Source organism: Pseudomonas sp. YuFO20, assembly GCF_035064975.1.
Classification (GTDB): domain Bacteria; phylum Pseudomonadota; class Gammaproteobacteria; order Pseudomonadales; family Pseudomonadaceae; genus Aquipseudomonas; species Aquipseudomonas putida_AE.
This window is the reverse complement of sequence record NZ_JAXDEO010000009.1, coordinates 65159-85842: the sequence shown is the minus strand read 5'-3', so window position 1 is coordinate 85842 and position 20684 is coordinate 65159. Positions and strand designations below refer to the sequence as shown.

Genomic DNA, 20684 nt, shown 5'->3' with positions numbered 1-20684 from the left:
CTTCAGATAGAATGACGACGAATTTTTTTGGCCGTGCTCGAAGTCTCTTGACTGCCCCTCCAGCGCTTCAACAGTGCCCGACCAACCGCTAATTCAAGCCTCTCGTCGCTGTTTAGCGTCCCTGTTTTCACCAGCTGCTCTGATCTTGATTCGCCTGAAGATGGTTGCAGCTCCGCTAGCTCGAAAGAGTTCGAAGCCCGCCTGGAAGACCGGGGTGACGCGGGCGGTGTCGCGGTGTTTACCCGCCCCTTGTTCTTCACAAAACTCATCAAGGCAGCTTCAGTCCCGGGCTTTTTCACAGCCCAGTAAGTCCCCACTCTCGATGCTAAGGCCAACGTTGTCAGCCCTAACGCGACATACCCCAGTATTGCGGCTACCTCAGGATCATCACCAATTGCCACAATGGCACTTACAACCCCAACCAGACCTGTGGTGAGTATCGCACCACTGGCCGTCACCGTGCTCGCTGCCGCAAAGGCCTGTCTGGCCGGTAATTTCCTCAATGCACCCAGTCTCAAGGCATCCTTGGCCAAGTTATAGGAGGGGATGGGACGGGACATGCCCAGTCGTGTATTAGACACACTCATGAGGCTTGTGATCACTCGGCCTATTTCGGCAAACCGCCCCGTCGGATCACTGAGATTCACCGGATCCCCCAAACAATACGCATACGAATTCAACTCGCCCTGCCCAAACGGACTCAGCCGGTCAGGGCTGTTGAAACGCATCAGCACCGGGTTGAACGCCCGATGCCCGTTACCCAGCAAATAATACCCGGTCACCGGGTCACGACGTTCGCCGTTAAAGCCGAGAAGACTGCTCAGACCGCTTTCGGCCCGATGATGACCGTAAGCTGTGTAGACCTGTGGCAACGGCCCCACCGAATCAATCAGCTGCAAAACGGAGCGCTGTTGATCGGTGGCCAGCAACTGGCTCTTGAGGGTGTCGTTCTCGCTCGATTGCACGGCGAGCAGTTGCTCGCCGTGCTGAAATACAGAATGACTGGTCTGTCCCTGCCTTTCCGTTACCAGATGCTTATGACGATAGAAGCGTTGCACGCTGGCCTGGTCGGCGCACTCGAGCCCTGTGATCTGGTCCAGCGCGTCATAGTGATACCGACACATAGGGGTAGGTACAGCTGTCATCGCGGGAGCCTCCTGGTCGAAGGCCAATCTTGCACCCATACCGGAGCCTCGGGCACCTAGCAGAACTGCTAGGTGCCGAGTGGTTTTAATGTGCGGTTACGCACTTGGATCGTTCCCACGCTCTGCGACTGGAGGCATTCCCACGCAGAGCGTGGGAAGATAAAAAACGCCGACGCTCTATCAGCCGTCGGCGTTGCAAACCTTGAAGAGGTTTACCTGGTGAATCAGAACGCTGGCAGTACCGCGCCGCTGTACTTCTTCTCGATGAATGCTTTCACTTCCGGGCTGGTCAGGGCCTTGGCCAGTTTCTGGATGGCGGCGCTATCCTTGTTGTCTGGACGAGCCACCAGGAAGTTCACGTAAGGCGAATCCGAGCCTTCAATGATCAGCGCGTCTTTCGCCGGGTTCAGGCCCGCTTCCAACGCGTAGTTGGTGTTGATCATGTCAAGGTCGACCTGATCCAGCACACGCGGCAACATGGCCGACTCAAGCTCCTTGAACTTGAAGTTGTGCGGGTTCTTGGCGATGTCTTTTGGCGTGGACACGGCGTTTTTCGGGTCTTTCAACTCGATCAGGCCAGCCTTCTGCAGCAGGATCAGGGCACGGCCGCTGTTGCTGCCTTCGTTAGGAATGGCAATGGTCGCGCCGTCCTTGAGCTCGGCCAGGGTTTTGACTTTCTTCGAGTAGCCACCGAACGGTTCAACGTGAACACCGATCACGGTGACCAGGTTGGTGCCTTTGCCTTCGTTGAAGCTTTTCAGGTATGGCAGGGTCTGGAAGTAGTTGGCGTCCAGACGCTTCTGGTCGACCTGAACGTTCGGTTGAACGTAGTCGGTGAAGACTTTGATTTCCAGGTCCACGCCTTCTTTGGCGAGGGTCGGCTTGATCAGCTCAAGAATCTCGGCGTGTGGAACCGGGGTCGCCGCCACCACCAGTTTCTCGCCAGCCTGGGCCAGGCCCGCGGTCAGGGCAGCCGCCAGTGCGGTGAACAACAGAACCTTTTTCATGCAGTGTCCTTATCGAAAATCACGGTCGCTTGTGGCGACGGCTAGATATTTAGGTGCCAGTGAAGTGCTATCGCTGGCGTGACGCGGACAATACCGGGATTTTTTATTCCCGAACAATATCTTTTATTCACTTTCATATTCCATTTTGTTCATACAGCTCTGGCCCACACATTCAACTGTAGGAGCTGGCTTGCCAGCGATGGCGTCCGACCAGAAAAACCGCGTAAGCCCAATCGCGAGCAAGCTTGCTCCTACAGGAGGGCGGTGTGTTTCAGGAGTTGTTTCAAGGCTTCTATTTCGGCGACGGAGCCGTTGCCAAGAATCTGTCGGAGTTGCCGTTCGATTTGCGCCAAACCTTCATCAGGCAAATTCAAATGCTCCGGCAGGATCTCGTCACCGGTACTCACCAACAGCGCAAAGTGAATGACGTTTTCCAGCTCCCGGGTATTGCCCGGCCAGCTGTGTCTCTCAAGTACCGCTTGTGCGGCCTCGCTGATCAGTGGCACTGGCAGGTCCAGGCGCTGGCTGTAGATGCCGAGGAAATATTCGGCCAGGGACAGGATGTCACCCACCCGCTCGCGCAGGGCCGGCAGTTCGAGCTGGCCTTCGCTGAGATAGTGGTAGAGCCGCTCATGGAATTTTCCGGCGGCAACCGCCTGGGCCAGGTCGATGCTGGTGGCGGCGACCAGGCGCACGTCCACCGGGCTCGGTTGATGCGCACCAACGCGGGTCACTTCGTGGTTTTCCAGGGCGGCGAGCAATTTGATCTGGATCGGCAGCGGCAGGTCGCCGATTTCATCCAGATACAAAGTGCCGCCGTTCGCCGAACCGAACCAACCGGCGCGACTGCTGGCCGTGCCGCTGAAACTGCCGGCGGCATAACCGAACAATTCGGCATCGGCGTAGGTCGGGCTGATTGCCCCGCAGTTGACCGAGACGAACAATCCACCGCGATCACTGGCGCGATGGATGTGCCGCGCCAGCAGCTCCTTGCCGCTGCCGGTTTCCCCACGGATCAGCACCGAGATCGAGCGCGGCGCCAGTTGCTCCAGCTCCTGGCGCAGTTGCCGCGAACGCGGATCGACGAATACCAGCGCCTTGGCGCGGATGCTCAGGGGACTTTTTTCCGCGTCGGGAAAGGTCAGCAGCGGCTGGCCGAAGGTTTCAAAACTCATGGCAGGCTCCCGCCCAAATCCTCCAAAGGACGGGGGCGTTGAAAAAGACGAAAGGGTCAGGCGCGGCGCAGGGCGTGGTGTTCCATGCGGTTTTGCAGACGATAGAGATAGGCAAAACCCTGCTCCCAACGCTGATGACCCGACTTCACATTGATGTGCCCGGCACCCGCCAGGATTCCCGCTTCCGCGCCCCAGTTACGCGCCAGTTCCACAGCCCGCGGCGCGCTGACGGCGCTGTCGTTGTCAGAGCTGACGACCTGGCTGGGGAAGGGCAGCAGGTCGGTTGGGATCGGTGCGAAATTGCGCAGGGCCGGGGCGCATGCCGGGCGCTCGACGTCCGCCGGCGCGACCAGCAGGGCGCCACGTACCTGACGCAGAAACTGCACAGGTGCGGTCGCCGCCCAATGCGCGACGGTGATGCAGCCAAGACTGTGGGCGATCAGGATCACCGGGGTACTGTCGGCGGCAATCGCCTCGGCCAGTGCCGCCACCCAGTCTTCACGACGCGGCGTCAACCAGTCGGCCTGCTCCACCCTTGCGCTGTTCGGCAGGCTGTTCTGCCAGTGGCTTTGCCAATGATCTTCCGGCGATCCTTGCCAGCCCGGCACAATCAGGTAGCGAATGGATTCGTTGCGCATGGGGGAGCTCTCCTGCTGCGTGTCTGTTCCTGATCGAGTATAGGGACGGGATTTATATTCGTTAAGGAATAAGAAGCTATTTATTAAGACCTATATAGAATATGACCCGCGCTCAACTGTAGGAGCTGGCTTGCCAGCGAAGGCGACTTGCCTGACACACCGCTTTCGCTGGCAAGCCAGCTCCTACAGGGGTGATGTGTTTGACAGAAATAAAAAAAGGGCCGCACCCTGCCAAGGAGACGGCCCCGGAAAATCGAAAATCTTTCAGCGCGCGGTGATCACCGACAACTTGGTAATACCTGCCCGCTCAATGGACGCCATGGCCCGTGCCACTTCGCCGTAATTCACCCCGTCGTCGGCCTGCAATTGCACCCGAACCTCCGGGTCCTTGGCCTTGGCCGCTTGTAGATTGAATTCCAGCAAATCCGGCTGGATTTCATCCTTGTTGATAAACAGCTTGCCGGCCCCGTCGATGCTCACCACCAGCGGGTCCTTCTGCTCCACCGGCGCCACCGCTTCGGTCTTGGGCAGGTTGATCGGGATCGCGTTGGTCAGCAGCGGCGCGGTGACGATGAACACCACCAGCAGCACCAGCATCACGTCCACCAGCGGTGTCACGTTGATCTCGCTCAGCACCTCATCACTGTCTTGCGTGGAGAAGGCCATATCAGGACGCCTCCACTTTCTGCGCGTTACCCGATGCCGCGCCTTTGTGCGCCGTCGGATGGATCAACACGCGGAACGAGCTCTTCTGCGCCAGGCTGTAGAAGTCGTGGGCAAAGTCGTCGAGGTCCGCCGCCGTCAGCTTCAAACGGCGCAAGAAGTAGTTGTAAACCAACACCGCCGGCACCGCGACGGCGATCCCCACACCGGTGGCCACCAAGGCTGCACCGATCGGCCCGGCCACCGTTTCCAGGCTCGCCGAGCCCGCCGCGCTGATGCCCTTCAACGCCTCCATGATTCCCCACACCGTACCGAACAAACCAATGAACGGCGACGTACTACCGATACTCGCGACCACCGCCAACCCGGTTTCCAGCGAACGGCGCTCGCGCACGATCTGCTGACGCAAGGCCCGCTCAAGGCGATCCTGATGATTGATCGCCTGGCTCAAGTCCGCTGCGTGTGGCGCCTCGCCCACCTGGATCGCCGCATAACCGGCCTGTGCCACCCGCGCTGCAGCGCCGGGCTGGGTTTCGGCTAACTCAGCCGCAGAATCCAGACTGGAAGCGGCCCAAAACTGTTTATGAAATTTGCGGTCCTGAGCTTTCAGGCGACCGAACTGCACACCCTTGAGCAACGCCAGGCCCCAAGTGGCGACAGAAAAAACCACCAGCAGCCAGATCACCGCGCTTTCGATGGATTCGAGTGGAGATGCCAATAACGTCATGGTGAATTCCTCATGTAAACGTTTCGCGCTAAATAGGTGTCGGTTTAATGAATCTTGAAATCTATGGGCACGCTGACCCAGCCGTCCTGGGCTACATCACCCTGCTTGGCGGGCACGAAACTCCAGCGTTTCACGGCGCTCAGGGCGGCCTCATCGAGGGCCTCGCGGCCGCTGCTCTTCTGAATCTGGATCTCGCCGGGCTTGCCGCTGGCGAGAACATGTACTCGTAACAACACCGTGCCTTCCCAACCGCGACGCTGGGCCAGCGACGGATATTCCGGCGCCGGGTTTTTCAGGTACGCGGCGTTGGCCGAGGCAGGCGTCACAGGCGCTGGCGCGGGTGGCGCGGGCGGTGCCGGTGCTGCAACCGGAGTAGCCGGTTGTGGCGGTGCAGGCGGTTGCTCGACTGCCTTGGGCGCAGGTTTAGGTACTGGCTTGACCACGGGCTTTGGCTTGGGAATCGGTTTTGGCGCCGGTTTGGCTGCCAGCTCATCCACCACGGGGGGTGGCGGTTCGACCACCGCTGGCGGAGGTGGCGGAGGCGGCGGAGGTGGCTCAACCGCTGGCGGTGCCGGACGCGAAAACTCGATGGTCATCGGTGGAATTTCCGGCGGCACGATCGGCAATGCCTTGGTCGGCTGCTGATTGACCCAGTAAATCACCGCGCCGTGCACCAGCAACGCCAGCACACCGAGCAGGATCGCTTCGCGTCGGCTCAGGACGCCCTTGGGTGCACGCTGCAAACGCAGCTGGCCCAAAGGCACGCGGTGAACCCGCCCGAGGTCGACCAACTCACCACCTGGCGCGTGGCGCCAAAGCACCTCGTGTGCGCTGGCGGCGTTCTGGACATTGCCCATTGATTTACTCCCTGCGGTCTTTTTGCGAATTACCCCATACGACGAACCCGACGTTCCCCCGAACGACGTATCGACGGGTTAATCATTGAGTCAGACGCTTATCTCTGAAAGTAATATTTGAAGTTATAGATAGACCCAAAACGAATATGAAAAAAGCTCGATTCGTTGCAGGCCATGTCGCGTAAGGGCTGCGGCCAGGCGGCCGAAAACACATGCTTTTCAGGCATTGAAAATATTCCCCCAAGGCATGGTTTTCGGCGCATCAGAAGTCGTAGCGACCAGTCACACCCAAGGTCCGTGGTGTCCCGAGCAAACCTTCGTAACCGCCGTTGGCGCCGGTCCAGAGGGTGGTGTAATAGGTTTTGTCGAAGGCGTTTTTCAGCCACAGCGAGACGTCCCACTGGCCCTGCTTGAAGTCGCCACGCAGGCCGGTGGACAGGTTGACCACGGCGTAGCTCGGGATCTGGCCGAAGTCCGAATCCTCCACCGTGCCCACCGCTTTGGAGCGGAACGCATAGCTGGCGGTGACGTACTCCTCGAAGCCGTTACTCAGGTTCCATTTGTATTCGCCGTTGGCGTTGCCGATCCATTTCGAAGCACCGACCACCTGGTGGCCGGTGAGATCGCACGAGGCCGGGGCGCCTGGCGCCAGGCTGACTTCCGGCGGGCACGGCGCATCCTTGTAGGAGAGGTAGCTGACGTCGTTGTAGGAGCCGTTGACGTTCAACGTCAGGCCGCGCAACGGGATCAGCGTGCTGTCGAATTCCACGCCACGGGAGCGCACGGAACCGGCGTTAGTCAGGTATTGCACGCGGTTGACGTCGTCGTAGGCGTTGGTCTGGTAGCCGTTGACCTGGGTCCAGAAGACGTTGGCGTTGAGTTGCAGGCGACGGTCCCAGAGGGTGCTTTTGAAGCCGAGTTCGGCGTTGTTGGCGCGCTCGGTGCCGATAAGCAGCGAGTCGGAGCCGGCGACCGGGGCAGTGCCCACGGCCAGGTTGACCCCACCGGATTTCTCGCCGTGGGACAGCGTGGCGTAGCCGAGCAGGCTATCGCTGAAGTGATAGCTGAGGTTCAGCAGACCCGAGGGGCTGGAGCTGTACTGGTTCAAATCGCCGGAGTCGTAAGCCCCGGCACGACCTTGTCTGACCGCCGCTGCCGCGCCAGCCACCGCCGCGCCACCCACTGGCGCATTACGGTCGACCCAGGCGCTTTTCTCTTCGTAGGTGCCGCGCACACCAGCGGTGAAGTCCAGCCGATCGCTGAGGTGCCAGGTGCCTTGGGCAAACAGGGCGAAGCTGTCGGTCTGGATGTGGCCTTTGCCGATGCTGGTGACGTTGGCCAGTGCGCCCGCAGGTGTGCCGTTCCAGATGTCCGCTTGCGGGCCGTAATAGGAGAACGATTTGTTGTCCAGGTTGGAGCCGAAGTAATAGGCGCCAAGCACATAATCGAAGAATCCGCCGGTGGGCGAGGCCAGGCGAAACTCCTGGGAATACTGCTTATCCTCCACCGAAACGCCAGCGTTGTAGAAGGCGGTTACGTTCAGGCCGTCATCGTTGCGCGGAGTGAAATTCCACCAGCGATAGGCGCTGATCGAGGTCAGGGTGAAGTCGCTCGGCAGCGTCCAGTTGGCCTCGACCGACGTGCCGCCCTGATGCACGGTGACGTGCTGATCGTTGTTCAGGTTGACCTTTCGGTGGGTGCCATCGACCAGCGTGGCGCCCGCCGCATTGGCCCGGTTCTGATAGAGGTTGACGCCATTGATGGTCGGTCCGGTGTTGTACAACACGCGGGTGCCGGCGCTGGAATCCTCTTCGTTGTAATCACCAATCCAGCGCAGGTTGAAAGACTCGTTCGGCTTGAACAGCAACTGGCCACGAAAGCCATCCCGTGAGCCGCCGTTCAGGTCGTGGCCGTCGTATTCGTTCTTGATGTCGCCATCGCTGCGGGTGCGGTAAGCGGAAAATCGACCCGCCAGTTCATCATTCAACGGACCGGAAATCGTGCCCTTGGTCTGGAAGTAACCGTCCTCGCCCACCGAGCTTTCGATGCTGCGCTCTGGTGTGAATGACGGCGCCCGCGTGCTGATGTTGATCACGCCCGCGGTGGTGTTCTTGCCGAACAAGGTGCCTTGCGGACCGCGCAGCACTTCGAGCTGCTCGATGTCCATCAAGTCGAACACCGCCATACCCGGCCGACCGAGGTAGACGTTGTCGATGTACAGCCCGACGCTGCCTTCCAGGCCATCGCTGGCCGGGTTGTTGCCCAGGCCACGGATCGACACGCTGGACTGGCGCGCATGCATGTAGGCGACATTGACGCTAGGGACCAGTTGCTGCAGATCCTGGATGCGATAGACCCGCTGGGTTTCCAGCACCTGGCCGCTGACCACGCTCATGGGGGTCGGTACATCCTGCGAGCTTTCTTCGCGACGGCGGGTGGTCACGGTCACGGTTTCCAGTTGAGCGCCATCGGCCTTGGCCGACGCGGCTTTCGTAGTAGCCTCTTGCGGGGTGGCAGTCTCGGCTGCGTAGCCTTGGGTCCAACTGGCGCTCCCCGCCAGCAGCAGAGCCAGGGGCAGGCGTTTGAGCCGTCGGGGGGTGAGGGGTGACGTTAGGTTCAACGGACTCATGAGGCGGCTCCTGGTCAAAAACACACAGCGACTTTTCAGTAGTGCATATTCTTTAAAGTTATTTATTTATGTTTTTACAAAGATTTACTGCATAAGAGATTGCCTTTATAAGGAGTCGACCTAATGCATATCCAATGCATTTCCCCGATATTTTTAATGTGAAAAATGCATATCGACTTGCGCCAGCTTCGCCACTTCATCGCCCTCGCCGATCAGCGCAGCTTCGTTGCGGGCGCCGTGGCGGTGAACCTGTCGCAGTCGGCATTCAGCCGCAGCATCCAGGCGCTGGAGCACAGCGTCGGCTGTCAGTTGGTGGATCGCGGGCGCAAGGACCTGGCGCCGACCAAACAGGGTCAGGTATTGCTCGAGCACGCGCGGCGGCTGGTCAGCGGCGCGCAGCAGATGGCCAACGAGATCAGCCAGTTCAACGGCCTGGAGGCCGGCGAGTTGCGCTTCGGTTGCGGCCCGGCGCCCGCGGCGGGATTGATCCCGCGGGCGATCGGCAGCTTCATCGGTCGCTACCCCAAGGCGCGGGTGCAATTCCAGGTGGATGACTGGCAAAGCCTGAGCAAGCGCCTGCTGAGTGAAGAGTTCGAATTTTTCGTCGCCGACACCCGGCAGTTCGAGGCCGACCCGGACTACCTGACCCAACGCCTGCGCCCGCGAAAATGGCATTTCTGCTGCCGCGCCGGGCATCCCCTGGCCGCTCGCGAAAGTGTCACTGCCGCCGAATTGATGAGCTACCCAATGGCCGTGACCATCCGCCCGCCGAACCTGCGCAAAGTCATCGTCGACCTGAGCGGCCGGCCGGATTTCACACCCAATGTGGAATGCGAAAACAGCTACAGCCTGCTTGGGGTGGTGCTGCGTTCGGATGCGATTGGCATCGTCGGCGAGTATTCGGATGCGCTGCATAATGCCAAGGGTGAGTTGGTGCGCTTGAAGGTCGACGGGCTGGCCGATGACCTGGAGGAGCTGTACACCCGCTATGGGATTGTCAGTCGCGCGGGGTATCGGTTGTCACCGCTGGCGGAGGCGATGATTGCGCAGATCAAGGAGATTGATGCGCAGGATGATGAAGTGTGTTCGCTGGAGAATCTCGCTGTTTGATCTGGCCTCATCGCTGGCAAGCCAGCTCCTACAGGGGCTGGTGTACACCGATCCATTGTGGGAGCGGGCTTGCTCGCGAAGGTGTCAGCCCAGGCAAAGATGCATTCACTGCATGAAAACCATTCCCCAAACGCACTTGCCTCAACCCCGCCCCAACAGCGAAAAACCTCGCCTGTCTTTCGATCGGTGAACCCCATGCCAAACACCCCAAACCCCGTGCGCAACGTGCTGTACATCATGTGCGATCAACTGCGCCGCGATTACCTGTCGTGCTACGGCCATCCGCACTTGCACACCCCCAACATCGATCGCCTGGCCGCCGCCGGCGTGCGTTTCAGTCGTGCCTACACCCAAGGCACCATCTGCGGCCCGTCGCGGATGTCGGCCTACACCGGGCGCTATGTCAGCAGCCATCAGGTCGCCTGGAACGCCGTGCCCTTGCCGCTGGAAGAACTGACCATCGGTGACTACCTGCGGCCCCATGGCATACGTACCGCGCTGGTGGGCAAGACCCACGCCACGCCCAATCTCGATGCCTTGCAGCGGCTGGCCATCGACCCGCTCGGCGACCAGGCTTCGGTCCTGAACGAAGTCGGCTTCGAGCCATTTTTCCGTCATGACGGGATCTTCCCCGACGACCCGTTGTTCGATGACAAACGCGAATCCGCGCCCTACACCCACCATCTGCGCGACCTTGGGTTTACCGGGCGCAACCCGTGGCACGACTGGGCCAACGCGGCCGCAGGCGAACAGGGCGAAATCCTCAGCGGCTGGAAAATGCGCAACGCCCATCTGCCGGCGCGCGTACCGGAGCAGCATTCGGAGACCGTCTACACCACCGACCGCGCCCTCGACTTCATTGCCGAACAGGGCGAGCAGCCGTGGTGCCTGCACCTGTCGTACATAAAACCCCACTGGCCCTACATCGCCCCTGCGCCCTATCACGCGCTGTATGGCGCAGAACAGGTGATAGAGCCGGTGCGTGCAGCGCAGGGCGAGGCCAGTGATCACCCGGTATACAACGCGTTTCGCCAGCACGAGGAGAGCCTGAATTTCTCCCGGGATGAAGTGCGCCTGAACGTGATCCCGACGTACATGGGCCTGATCAAGCAGGTCGATGACCAGCTCGGGCGGCTGTTCGATTTTCTCCAGAGCAGCGGTCGTTGGGACGACACCCTGATCGTATTCACCAGCGACCACGGCGATTTTCTTGGCGATCACTACCTGGGGGAAAAAGAGTTTCTGCTGGAGCCGGCGGTGGGCGTTCCGCTGATCGTGCGCGACCCGCGCCCGACGGCGGACGCCACGCGTGGTTCGGTGGACGAGCGACTGGTGGAAACCATCGATGCACTGCCTACCTTCCTCGAGGCGCTGGGCTTGCCAGGTGCCGAGCATCGCCTTGAAGGACGCTCGCTGATTCCCCTGTTGCACGGCGTGCAAACCGACTGGCGCCGCTTTGCGATCAGCGAATACGACTACGCCTTTCAGGCACCTGCCCGGGAGCGGCTGCAGCAACCCATCGACCGTTGCCGCATGACCATGGTGCGCAGCGAGCGCTGGAAATACCTGGCGTATGACGGCTTTCGAGCGCAGCTGTTCGACCTGCTCAATGATCCGCAGGAATTACGGGACCTGGGTGCCGACCCGGCGTATGCCTCGGTTCGGGAGGAGCATGCGGGGTATCTGTTTGAGTGGGTGCGTGGGTTGAAGCGGCGCACGACCATCAGTCATCAGGAGATTGATTTGCGTGGGCAGCGGTTTCGCTACGGTGAGCCGGAAACCGAGAAAATGGTGCAGATCGGCGTGTGGTGAAAGAGCTTCGCGAGCAAGCCCGCTCCCACACTTGATCCGTGTACGCAGGACGAATGTGGGAGCGGGCTTGCTCGCGAAGAGGCAAGATCAGACGCCCGAGATTTCAGCCCCTTTGATAGTCTGACTACGCTGCCCCGCCACCCCCACCGGCACCTCCCCCTTGAGCGTCACACGCCGCACCACGCGGTCCTGGGTACCATAGTCATCCACCGCGTAATGCTGGGTGGAGCGGTTGTCCCAGATCGCCACATCACCGACCTGCCAGCGCCAGCGCACGGTGTTTTCCTGGCGGATGACGTGGCTTTGCAACAGGCCGAACAAGTGCGCCGAATCGGCCTGGGAGTAACCCTTGATGCGCTTGACGAAATGTCCCAGCAGCAAGCTTTTCTCGCCGCTGATCGGGTGCACGCGCACCACCGGGTGCTCGGTCTCGTAGACGGTCGAAGTGAATATCTTGCGGTAGCGCTCCAGCTTCTCCTCCGACACGTCCGGCTTGCCGCCTGCGTAGTCGTACTCGTTGCTGTGCACCGCCACGAGTTTGTCCGCCAGCTCGCGCAGCTCCGGCGCCAGTTCGTTGTAGGCGGTGGCAGTGTTGGCCCACACGGTGTCGCCACCGAAGGCCGGTGCCACCACCGAACGCAGGATCGAGGCTTTTGGATAGGCGTCGACGAAGGTCACGTCGGTGTGCCAGGAGCTGGCACGCTGGCCTTGGGCGCCGTCCAGTTCCAGCAGGAAACGGGTGCCGTCGCGCACCGGCACGGTCGGGTGCGCCACGGGTTCGCCGAGTAGATGGGCGAAGGCTTCCTGACTCTGATCGTCGAGGTGGGTCTGCTCGCGGAAGAAGATCACTTTGTACTGCACCAGCGCCTGCTGGATCGCTTCGACGGTGCTGGCATCCAGTTCACCGGAGAGCTTCACGCCACGAATTTCGGCACCGATCCGACCGGCCACCGGATGGATTTCAAGCGCGTGAACAGCGGGTTTTACGGCTAAAGCGGCATTGCTCATGGGTAGACCCTCGATCGGACTGCTGACGGTTGAGCGGCAGCGAAACAACGCTCTATCTATATTCTCTTTAGATCTAATAGATATTCACATGCTTCGTTGACGGAATAAGAGCTTGCATTTAAAACCTCAACCAACCCTCGTCGCAAATGCCTTCGAGCTATTTTTAGGATGCCGGGAAAGCATATGGATCTTCGCCAGTTGCGCTACTTCATCGCCCTCAACGAACACCGCAGTTTCGTCCGTGCGGCGGACGCCATGGGCATCACTCAACCGGCGTTCAGCCGCAGCATCCAGGGGCTGGAACAAGAGTTCGGCTGCGTGCTGGTAGACCGTGGCAACAAGGATCTGCGCCCGACACCCGAAGGCCTGGTGGTGTTGCAACATGCTCGCAGCCTGGTGCAAGGCGCGGCATTGCTCAGCGCCGAAGTGACGCAGATGACCAAGCTTGATGCCGGTGAGTTGCGCTTCGGTTGCGGACCCGCCCCGGCGGTGAAACTGGTGCCGGATGCGGTCGCGCAATTCATCAATGCCCACCCGAAAGTGCGCACCTGTTTCGAAGTGGATAACTGGGAAAAACTCAGCCGCGCGCTGAGCCGCGAAGAGATCGAATTCTTCATCGCCGACATCCGCCATTTCGAAGCCGACCCGAACTTCCAGACCCAGGCCCTGACGCCCAAGCGCGGGGTGTTTTTCTGCCGTCCCGGGCATCCGCTGTTGGCCAAGGAAAGCCTGTCGACCAACGACATGTTCGACTACCCGCTGGCGACCACGCTGATCCCACCGGGCATCCGCAAACTACTGGCGAACCTCAGTGGGCGCATGGATTTTTCCCCGACCATCGAGACCGAGCATTTCCCGGCACTGGTGAAAATCGTGCTGCAGTCGAACGCGATTGGGGTGGGCACAGAGGAAGCATTCGTCGAGGACATTGCCCAGGGTTCGCTGGTGCTGTTGCACTGGCGCAATCTGCCGCAGAACATCGAAAGCATGAATGCCCGGTGCGGGATTGTCAGTCGCACAGGGTTCAGGTTGTCGCCGGCGGCGCGGGCGATGATCGAGATGTTGGTTGCCGTGGACAAGCAGGAGATCGCAGTCGCGGTTTGATGGCCTCATCGCTGGCAAGCCAGCTCCTACAAGGACGCGGCGATCCCTGTAGGAGCTGGCTTGCCAGCGAAGGCGTCGGCTCTGACACCAACGATTCAGAGCTTGGCCGCAGCCAACTCAGGCGCCACCCAATCGCTCACCTTGAACGCCTTGCGAATCAGCTTCTGCTGCGAAGCCAGATCCACCGCATCCTGCAATTTACCCAGGAACACCGGATCCAGGGTCGACGGGAAAACCTCGCTCAAATTCTGGTCCTTCAAATCCTCGGTCAGAATCACCGATGGATAACTCGCCAGCCCCGACACCAACTGAATGTACGCCTCCTTGTTGCTGTCCTGGGTCAGCCATTGCACTGCCTGCTGCTGGGCCTTGAGCAATTTCGTCACCACCTCGGGATGCTCATCGACAAACTTGCCGTTGCCCACCAATACGGCCTGAACACTGCCCGCGCCGCCAAGATCCTTGGTGTTCAACGGCAACTCGGCCAAGCCCTTGGCTTGCAACGCCGTCAAACTTGAACCACCCCACGACGCATCGATCTGTTTGGCGGCGAGTGCCGCAACCGCAGCGTTGAAATCCAGGTTGATGACTTTCAGATCCTTCTCGCTCAACCCCTGGCTGGCCAGCGCCGCATCGAACGACAACTGGCTGGCGGTGCCGCGAAAGATCGCAACGCGCTTGCCCTTGAGGTCCTGCAGGGTCTTGATCCCCGAACCCGGCACCACGCCGAGGTAATGCTTGACCCCGCGCGCCGAGGCACTCAGCACCCGGGTATCCAGGCCATTGGACTTGCCGATGATCGCCGCCAGGTCGCCCAGATACGCCAGGTCGACCTGATCGTTGGCGAAGGCTTCGTTGATCACCGGGCCCGCGCCCTTGAAGAAATTCCACTGAATCTTGATGCCCTGGTCAGCGAAGGCCTTTTCGTAGATCTGTTGATCGCGCAGCACGTCCACCACGCCGCCTGCACTGTGTTGAGTGCCGGCGCTGAGGTCGGGTACGGCGATGCGGATTTCCTTGAGTTCGGCGGCCTGGGCGGTGAATGCCAGTAAGCCCGCCAAGGCCGGTACGGCGATCAGGCTGATGACGCGTTTGAAGGGAATGTTCATGGGTGCGGCTCCTGGGCGACGGCGTTGAGGAGCTGAAAGTAGGCTGAATCGTGACCTGCACTTAAATACTATAAATTCACATTTTTATATCTTTTAGGCCTAAGTGAGCGAGTACGGGGCGCCTGGAGCGGTATGCATGACCAGCATCGAAAATATTCTTCGAATGCATTGGATGCGTATTGGCTGGAGGCCTTAAATGGTCTTGCTTATCTCCCAATAGAATTGATTTGAATTTTTATAGAACAATTTTGCATACAACCTAAAACCCTGTGGGAGCGGGTTTGCTCGCGAAGGCGATGGATCAATCGATACGTCATTGCCTGACACGCCGTCTTCGCGAGCAAGCCCGTTCCCACAAAAGGCAGGCCGTATTGCAACCCGACAACGGAGGTCGTCCATGGCCCGTGTTTCCCTTCTCAGCCTGCCGCTGGCAGCGCCGCCGCTCAACGGCCGGCGGTTATGGCCAACACTGAACCAACGCCTGTTGCCTTGGCTGCTGCCCCTGAGCCTGTTCGCACTGTGGTGGCTGGCCAGCCGCAATCAGTGGATGAGTGAACAGATCCTGCCGCCGCCTTCGCTGGTCTGGAACAGCGCGCTGGAACTGTCCCACGGCGAGTTGTGGAGCCATCTGTGGATCAGCCTGCAACGTCTGTTCTGGGGGCTGCTGGCGGGGATCACGGCGGGTGCGATATTGGGCGCGGCGCTGGGTTTCAGCCGCACACTGGAACGCCTGGTGTTCCCGACATTCGCCGGGTTGGCGCAAGTCCCGACGCTGGCGTGGATTCCACTGTTCATGGTGTTTTTCGGCATCGGCGAAGTGTTGAAACTGGTGGTGCTGATCAAGGCCATCGTGGTGCCGGTGACCCTGCACACGTTGGTGGGCGTACGTGATGCACAACCCAAATTGCGGGAAGCAGCCGCGGTGCTGCGCCTGCCGCCACGCTTGTTGATCCGCCGCCTGGTGCTGCCCGCCGCCTTGCCGGCGTTCATGGCCGGTGTGCGCCTGGCACTGGCCGCTGGCTGGACCTCATTGCTCGCCGTCGAACTGCTCGCCTCCAGCGAAGGCATCGGTTACCTGATGGTCTGGGCGCGGCAGTTGTTCATGCTCGACATCGTATTTGTGTGCATCGTGGTGATCGGCTTGATCGGTGTGGCCATGGATCGCGGCATCGGCCTGCTGGACAAAAAACTGGTGCACTGGCCGCACCCGGCCACGGCCGAAATTCGCCGTGGCCCTAAATATCAAGGTTGGCAACGCCTGCAGCCCTGGTTGCTGCCGCTGGCGTTGCTACTGCTGTGGCAACTGGCGACGAATCAGCAATGGGTGGACGCCAACATTCTGATCAGCCCGCTGACAGTGCTGGAGACCACTTGGAACGGTTTACTCGACGGCACGCTGATCAGCGGCATGGCGCTGAGCCTGGGGCGCACCCTTGGCGGTCTATTGCTCGGCGGCGGCCTCGGTTTTGCGCTGGGCTTGCTACTCGGACTTTCTCGCGCCAGTGAACGAGTCCTCGGCCCAACCCTCGCCGCGCTGCGCCAGATCGCGATTTTCGCATGGGTGCCGCTGCTCACCGCCTGGTTCGGCCTTGGGGAACTCGCCAAGTGGGTCTTCGTCGCCCTCGCCGCGTTTTTCCCGTTGTTCATCGCCACCCAACGCAGCGTCGCCAACCTCTCGCCACAACTGAACGAGGCCGCCCGAGTGCTGCGTCTGAATCTGCGGCAACGCCTCGCCCGCCTGGTTCTGCCGGGCGCAGCGCCAGGGATTTTCGCCGGCCTGAGGCTGAGCCTGATCTACGCCTGGCTGGGCACCATCGGCGCCGAATATTTCATGCCGTCCAACGGCGGCATCGGCAGCCAGATGATCGGCGCCCAACAACTGCTGCGAATGGACCTGATCATGGCCGGCATGTTGCTGGTCGGCCTCACCGGCGCCCTGCTCAACCTCATTGGCCAACGCCTCGAAACCCGCGCCACCCGCTGGAGACACGCATGAACGCACCCATCGTCAGCTTCAACCACGTAGGCAAAACCTTCGACGTCGACGGCTTTGAACTGGAGGCCATCCGCGAATTCAACCTGGACATTGCCGAGGGCGAATTCGTCGCGATTGTCGGCTCCAGCGGCTGTGGAAAATCCACGTTGCTGCGGCTGCTGGTGGGCCTCGATACGCAGTTTCGTGGGCAGATCAGCGTCGACGGCCAAGCCGTCACCGGCATCGGCGGCGAACGCGGCATCGTCTTTCAGGAGCACCGCCTGTTCCCCTGGCTGACGGTGGCCGACAACATCGGCCTGGGCCTGGTCAACGAGCCGTTGAGTGCTGAGCAAAAGCACAAGCGCATCAGCGATTTCATTGACCTGGTGGGCCTGCGCAACTTCAGCCGCGCTTATCCACACCAGCTCTCCGGCGGCATGGCGCAACGGGTGGCGATCGCTCGCGGCCTGGTGGCCAGCCCAAGGATTCTGCTGCTGGACGAACCCTTCGGCGCCCTCGATGCCCTGACCCGCCAGCAGATGCAGGACGAACTGCTGGCGATCCGCGCGCGGGCAAAAATCACCACGATTCTGGTCACCCACGATGTCGAGGAAGCGATCTTCCTCGCCGACCGCGTGGTGGTGATGGAGCCGCGTCCCGGGCGCATCAAAAAAGTGGTCGACATCGCCCTGCCCCATCCGCGCCTGCGCAGCAGTTTCGACTTCCACCAGCTGCGCGAAGAGCTGCTGCACGAACTCACCAGCGACGATCACTACCAACCGCCTGTGCCGGTGCAGGTGCGTGATTTGCCACTGTCTTTCATTGCCTGCTGAACAGGAGATTCTTGATGCCGCAACGTCCCAACTTTCTGGTGATCCTGGCCGATGACCTGGGCTTTTCCGATATCGGCGCATTCGGCGGAGAGATCGCCACGCCGAACCTCGATGCCCTGGCCAACAACGGCCTGCGCCTGACCGATTTCCACACTGCACCGACCTGCTCGCCGACGCGTTCGATGCTGCTGACCGGCACCGATCACCACATCGCCGGCATCGGCACCATGGCCGAAGCCCTGACCCCGGACCTGATCGGCAAGCCTGGTTACGAGGGGTACCTGAACGATCGCGTCGCCGCCTTGCCCGAGCTGCTGCGCGAGGCCGGTTACCAGACGTTGATGAGCGGCAAATGGCACCTGGGCCTGACCGCCGAACTGGCGCCCCATGCCCGTGGTTTCGAGCGTTCGTTCTCGCTGCTGCCGGGCGCCGCCAACCATTACGGGTTCGAGCCGACCTACGACGAACACACGCCGGGCCTGTTGAAATCCACCCCGGCGCTGTACATCGAAGACGATAAATTCATCGACGAATTGCCGAAGGATTTCTATTCCTCCGATGCCTTCGGCGACAAGCTGCTGCAATACCTCAAGGAGCGCGATCAAACCCGGCCGTTCTTCGCTTACCTGCCGTTTTCCGCGCCGCACTGGCCGTTGCAAGCGCCTGCGGAGGTGGTCGAGAAATACCGCGGCCGCTATGACGCCGGTCCCGAAGTGTTGCGCCTGGAGCGCCTGGAAAAACTCAAGGCCCTGGGGCTGATCGAGGCGGATGTCGAGCCGCATCCGCTGATCCAGCTCAGCGCCCAATGGGACGCCTTGAGCGACGAACAACGGCAGATTTCCGCACGGGCCATGGAGGTGTATGCGGCGATGGTCGAGCGCATGGACTGGAACATCGGTCGCGTCGTCGACTACCTGCGTAACCAGGGCCAACTGGACAACACGTTCATCCTGTTCATGTCCGATAACGGCGCCGAAGGTGCGCTGCTGGAAGCATTCCCAAAATTCGGTCCAGAGCTGCTGACCTACCTCAACCAGCATTACGACAACAGCCTGGACAACATCGGCCGCGCCAATTCCTACGTCTGGTACGGGCCGAACTGGGCGCAAGTGGCGACCGCGCCTTCGCGGCTGTTCAAGGCGTTCACCACCGAAGGCGGGATTCGGGTGCCCGCGCTGGTGCACTACCCGCAACTGCCGCTCAAGGGGCAGATCAGCCATGGGTTCGGCACTGTGATGGACATCACGCCGACCATTCTCGACCTCGCCGGGGTGCGCCATCCGGGCAAGCAATGGCGCGGTAAGCCAGTGGCACCGTTGCGCGGCAAGTCGTGGCTGGGGTTTCTATCGGGCGAAACGGCGCAAGTGCATGACGAGCACACCGTGACGGGTTGGGAGTTGTTCGGGCGGCGGGCGATTCGCCAGGGGCAATGGAAAGCCGTCTACATCCCGGGGCCGGTGGGGCCGGCGACCTGGCAGCTTTATGATCTGGGCAGCGATCCGGGGGAGATTCATGACCTGGCGTTGAGTCAGCCTGCCAAGCTCAACCTGTTGATCGAGCATTGGCAGAACTATGTGGATGAGACCGGGGTGATATTGAGTGAGTCGCCGTTTCAGCCGGATTGAGGTTGCCTCAACCGGCCTCTTCGCGAGCAAGCCCGCTCCCACATTTGATCTCGGTTGTTCACAAATTTTGCGAACGCTGAAGATCCACTGTGGGAGCGGGCTTGCTCGCGAAGGCGTCCTCTCAGTCAACCATTAAGCCTGCGCCGCACGCACCTCTTCTCGCGCTGCAACATCCCCACGCACAAACCGGTTCGCCCGCGCAAACGTCCCGAAATCATTGAACCGCACCCCCATCTCACGCATCACCTTATGCGCCACCGGCACGGTCAACTGGCGGATGTAGAACGGTTCCTTCACCACAAAGTGATGAATCCCATGGCTGCTGCCGAAGTTGAAGCAGAACGCCTGCAACGGCCACAGCCACCGGGCATTGAGCACCTGGCACTGCTGCATCACGTTGCCCGGCTCGATGTCGCCGTAGTAGTGCATGTTGGAGCTGATGAAGTGCAGGCAGAAAGTGCGCAGCACGTTCGGGCCGATGATCACCACTGCGGCGATATCGATCACGTTCATCACCGACAGCGTGGTTGCCGACCACTCGATCGGCGTGCCCATCAGGTAGGCGATGCCGTTCGCGGCGTGGAAGCCGAGAAACACGTACCACGCGCCCCAATGCATCAGCGCCAGTGGCGCGTAGACCTTCAGGGTGCGGTGGATGATGCTGAACTTTTGCGCCCAGGTCCTGGCCCGCAGCATGCGAATGAACGACGACATCATGTTGTCGCCAATCATCAACAACCGCGCGAATCCCCAAGGCTCGCCGTTGGTGATGGCGCGTTCTTCCATGTCGGTCTCGGTGCCGGACACCTTGTGGTGATTGAGGTGCAGGTGTCGACGAATCCATGGATTGATCGTGCTCGGACGCGCCAGCCAGACCAGCCCCATCATCAGGTTGTGCGGCAGCCGCTGCTTGCGAAAGTACATGCTGTGAATCAGGTCGTGCTCGAGTTCGTGGGTCAAGGACGCGAAAAAAGCATTGAGCAGCAAGCACACCCACCACGCCATGTAACCCTCGATGTAGAGCACCGCCGAACCGATCATGCCGGCCAGGGCGAAGGCCAGAATGCCCGCGCCCAAGGCGTCCTGATGCTTGAGAACCGGGTAGCGCTGGCGCAGTTCGACACCCTTGGCCAGCACCACTTCGCGAATATGTGCAGATCGCTGAGCAGCATTCAGTCGCTGGGGACTTGCAGAAGTACCTTGCATGCTTCCATCCTCTGGTTATTGATGTTCGCATCCTGCCCGCTTCATACGCCTGGAGCGGTAG

Annotated in this window: 17 protein-coding genes; 6 read left to right on the top strand and 11 right to left on the bottom strand. The window is 60.7% G+C overall.

Annotated elements, in window-relative coordinates; all coding sequences use genetic code 11:
- Positions 1 to 2 precede the first annotated feature (2 nt).
- From SOP85_RS07325 to SOP85_RS07290, 8 genes are all read right to left on the bottom strand, one after another.
- Complete coding sequence (locus SOP85_RS07325; RefSeq protein ID WP_323626533.1) at positions 3 to 1145, bottom strand: RHS repeat-associated core domain-containing protein; 1143 nt, start codon at positions 1143 to 1145, stop codon at positions 3 to 5.
- A gap of 224 nt (positions 1146 to 1369) precedes the next feature.
- The gene (locus SOP85_RS07320; RefSeq protein ID WP_323626532.1) at positions 1370 to 2152 is read right to left on the bottom strand and encodes a MetQ/NlpA family ABC transporter substrate-binding protein; all 783 of its coding nucleotides are present in this window, start codon (positions 2150 to 2152) and stop codon (positions 1370 to 1372) included.
- Between the two features lie 251 nt (positions 2153 to 2403).
- Complete coding sequence (locus SOP85_RS07315; RefSeq protein WP_323626529.1) at positions 2404 to 3327, bottom strand: sigma 54-interacting transcriptional regulator; 924 nt, start codon at positions 3325 to 3327, stop codon at positions 2404 to 2406.
- Positions 3328 to 3383: 56 nt separating this feature from the next.
- The gene (locus SOP85_RS07310; protein WP_323608067.1) at positions 3384 to 3965 is read right to left on the bottom strand and encodes an alpha/beta hydrolase; all 582 of its coding nucleotides are present in this window, start codon (positions 3963 to 3965) and stop codon (positions 3384 to 3386) included.
- A gap of 264 nt (positions 3966 to 4229) precedes the next feature.
- Positions 4230 to 4631, bottom strand: a complete 402-nt coding sequence (locus SOP85_RS07305; RefSeq protein WP_034148436.1) for an ExbD/TolR family protein — start codon at positions 4629 to 4631, stop codon at positions 4230 to 4232.
- 1 nt (position 4632) lies between these two features.
- Complete coding sequence (locus SOP85_RS07300) at positions 4633 to 5355, bottom strand: MotA/TolQ/ExbB proton channel family protein (RefSeq protein ID WP_323626527.1); 723 nt, start codon at positions 5353 to 5355, stop codon at positions 4633 to 4635.
- 44 nt (positions 5356 to 5399) lie between these two features.
- The gene (locus SOP85_RS07295; protein WP_323626526.1) at positions 5400 to 6212 is read right to left on the bottom strand and encodes an energy transducer TonB; all 813 of its coding nucleotides are present in this window, start codon (positions 6210 to 6212) and stop codon (positions 5400 to 5402) included.
- Positions 6213 to 6474: 262 nt separating this feature from the next.
- The gene (locus tag SOP85_RS07290; RefSeq protein ID WP_323626525.1) at positions 6475 to 8841 is read right to left on the bottom strand and encodes a TonB-dependent receptor; all 2367 of its coding nucleotides are present in this window, start codon (positions 8839 to 8841) and stop codon (positions 6475 to 6477) included.
- Between the two features lie 165 nt (positions 8842 to 9006).
- Between SOP85_RS07290 and SOP85_RS07285 the strand changes: the two genes are divergently transcribed.
- Both SOP85_RS07285 and SOP85_RS07280 read left to right on the top strand, forming a co-directional pair.
- Positions 9007 to 9951: a LysR family transcriptional regulator gene (locus SOP85_RS07285; protein ID WP_323626524.1), complete on the top strand. Its 945-nt coding sequence runs from the start codon at positions 9007 to 9009 to the stop codon at positions 9949 to 9951.
- 195 nt (positions 9952 to 10146) lie between these two features.
- The gene (locus SOP85_RS07280; RefSeq protein ID WP_323626523.1) at positions 10147 to 11763 is read left to right on the top strand and encodes an alkaline phosphatase family protein; all 1617 of its coding nucleotides are present in this window, start codon (positions 10147 to 10149) and stop codon (positions 11761 to 11763) included.
- Positions 11764 to 11850: 87 nt separating this feature from the next.
- Here the strand turns inward: SOP85_RS07280 and SOP85_RS07275 are convergent, their stop codons facing one another.
- Positions 11851 to 12771, bottom strand: a complete 921-nt coding sequence (locus SOP85_RS07275; RefSeq protein ID WP_274075056.1) for a TauD/TfdA dioxygenase family protein — start codon at positions 12769 to 12771, stop codon at positions 11851 to 11853.
- A gap of 183 nt (positions 12772 to 12954) precedes the next feature.
- On the opposite strand from SOP85_RS07275, the gene SOP85_RS07270 reads away from it, so the two are divergent.
- Complete coding sequence (locus tag SOP85_RS07270) at positions 12955 to 13875, top strand: LysR family transcriptional regulator (RefSeq protein WP_274075055.1); 921 nt, start codon at positions 12955 to 12957, stop codon at positions 13873 to 13875.
- Positions 13876 to 13970: 95 nt separating this feature from the next.
- On the opposite strand, the gene SOP85_RS07265 is transcribed toward SOP85_RS07270, so the two are convergent.
- Positions 13971 to 14984, bottom strand: coding sequence for an ABC transporter substrate-binding protein (locus SOP85_RS07265; RefSeq protein WP_274075054.1), 1014 nt, complete (start codon positions 14982 to 14984; stop codon positions 13971 to 13973).
- A gap of 397 nt (positions 14985 to 15381) precedes the next feature.
- Between SOP85_RS07265 and SOP85_RS07260 the strand changes: the two genes are divergently transcribed.
- The 3 genes from SOP85_RS07260 to SOP85_RS07250 are packed head-to-tail and all read left to right on the top strand — an operon-like array spanning position 15382 to position 19417.
- The gene (locus SOP85_RS07260; RefSeq protein WP_323626522.1) at positions 15382 to 16980 is read left to right on the top strand and encodes an ABC transporter permease; all 1599 of its coding nucleotides are present in this window, start codon (positions 15382 to 15384) and stop codon (positions 16978 to 16980) included.
- Complete coding sequence (locus tag SOP85_RS07255) at positions 16977 to 17792, top strand: ABC transporter ATP-binding protein (RefSeq protein ID WP_323626520.1); 816 nt, start codon at positions 16977 to 16979, stop codon at positions 17790 to 17792. The genes SOP85_RS07260 and SOP85_RS07255 overlap by 4 nt, the downstream gene beginning before the upstream one ends.
- Positions 17793 to 17806: 14 nt before the next feature.
- Positions 17807 to 19417, top strand: a complete 1611-nt coding sequence (locus tag SOP85_RS07250) for an arylsulfatase (RefSeq protein WP_323626519.1) — start codon at positions 17807 to 17809, stop codon at positions 19415 to 19417.
- A 132-nt stretch (positions 19418 to 19549) separates the two neighbouring features.
- Here SOP85_RS07250 and SOP85_RS07245 read toward each other — a convergent pair whose 3' ends face one another.
- Complete coding sequence (locus SOP85_RS07245) at positions 19550 to 20623, bottom strand: fatty acid desaturase (RefSeq protein ID WP_323626518.1); 1074 nt, start codon at positions 20621 to 20623, stop codon at positions 19550 to 19552.
- Between the last annotated feature and the right edge of the window lie 61 nt (positions 20624 to 20684).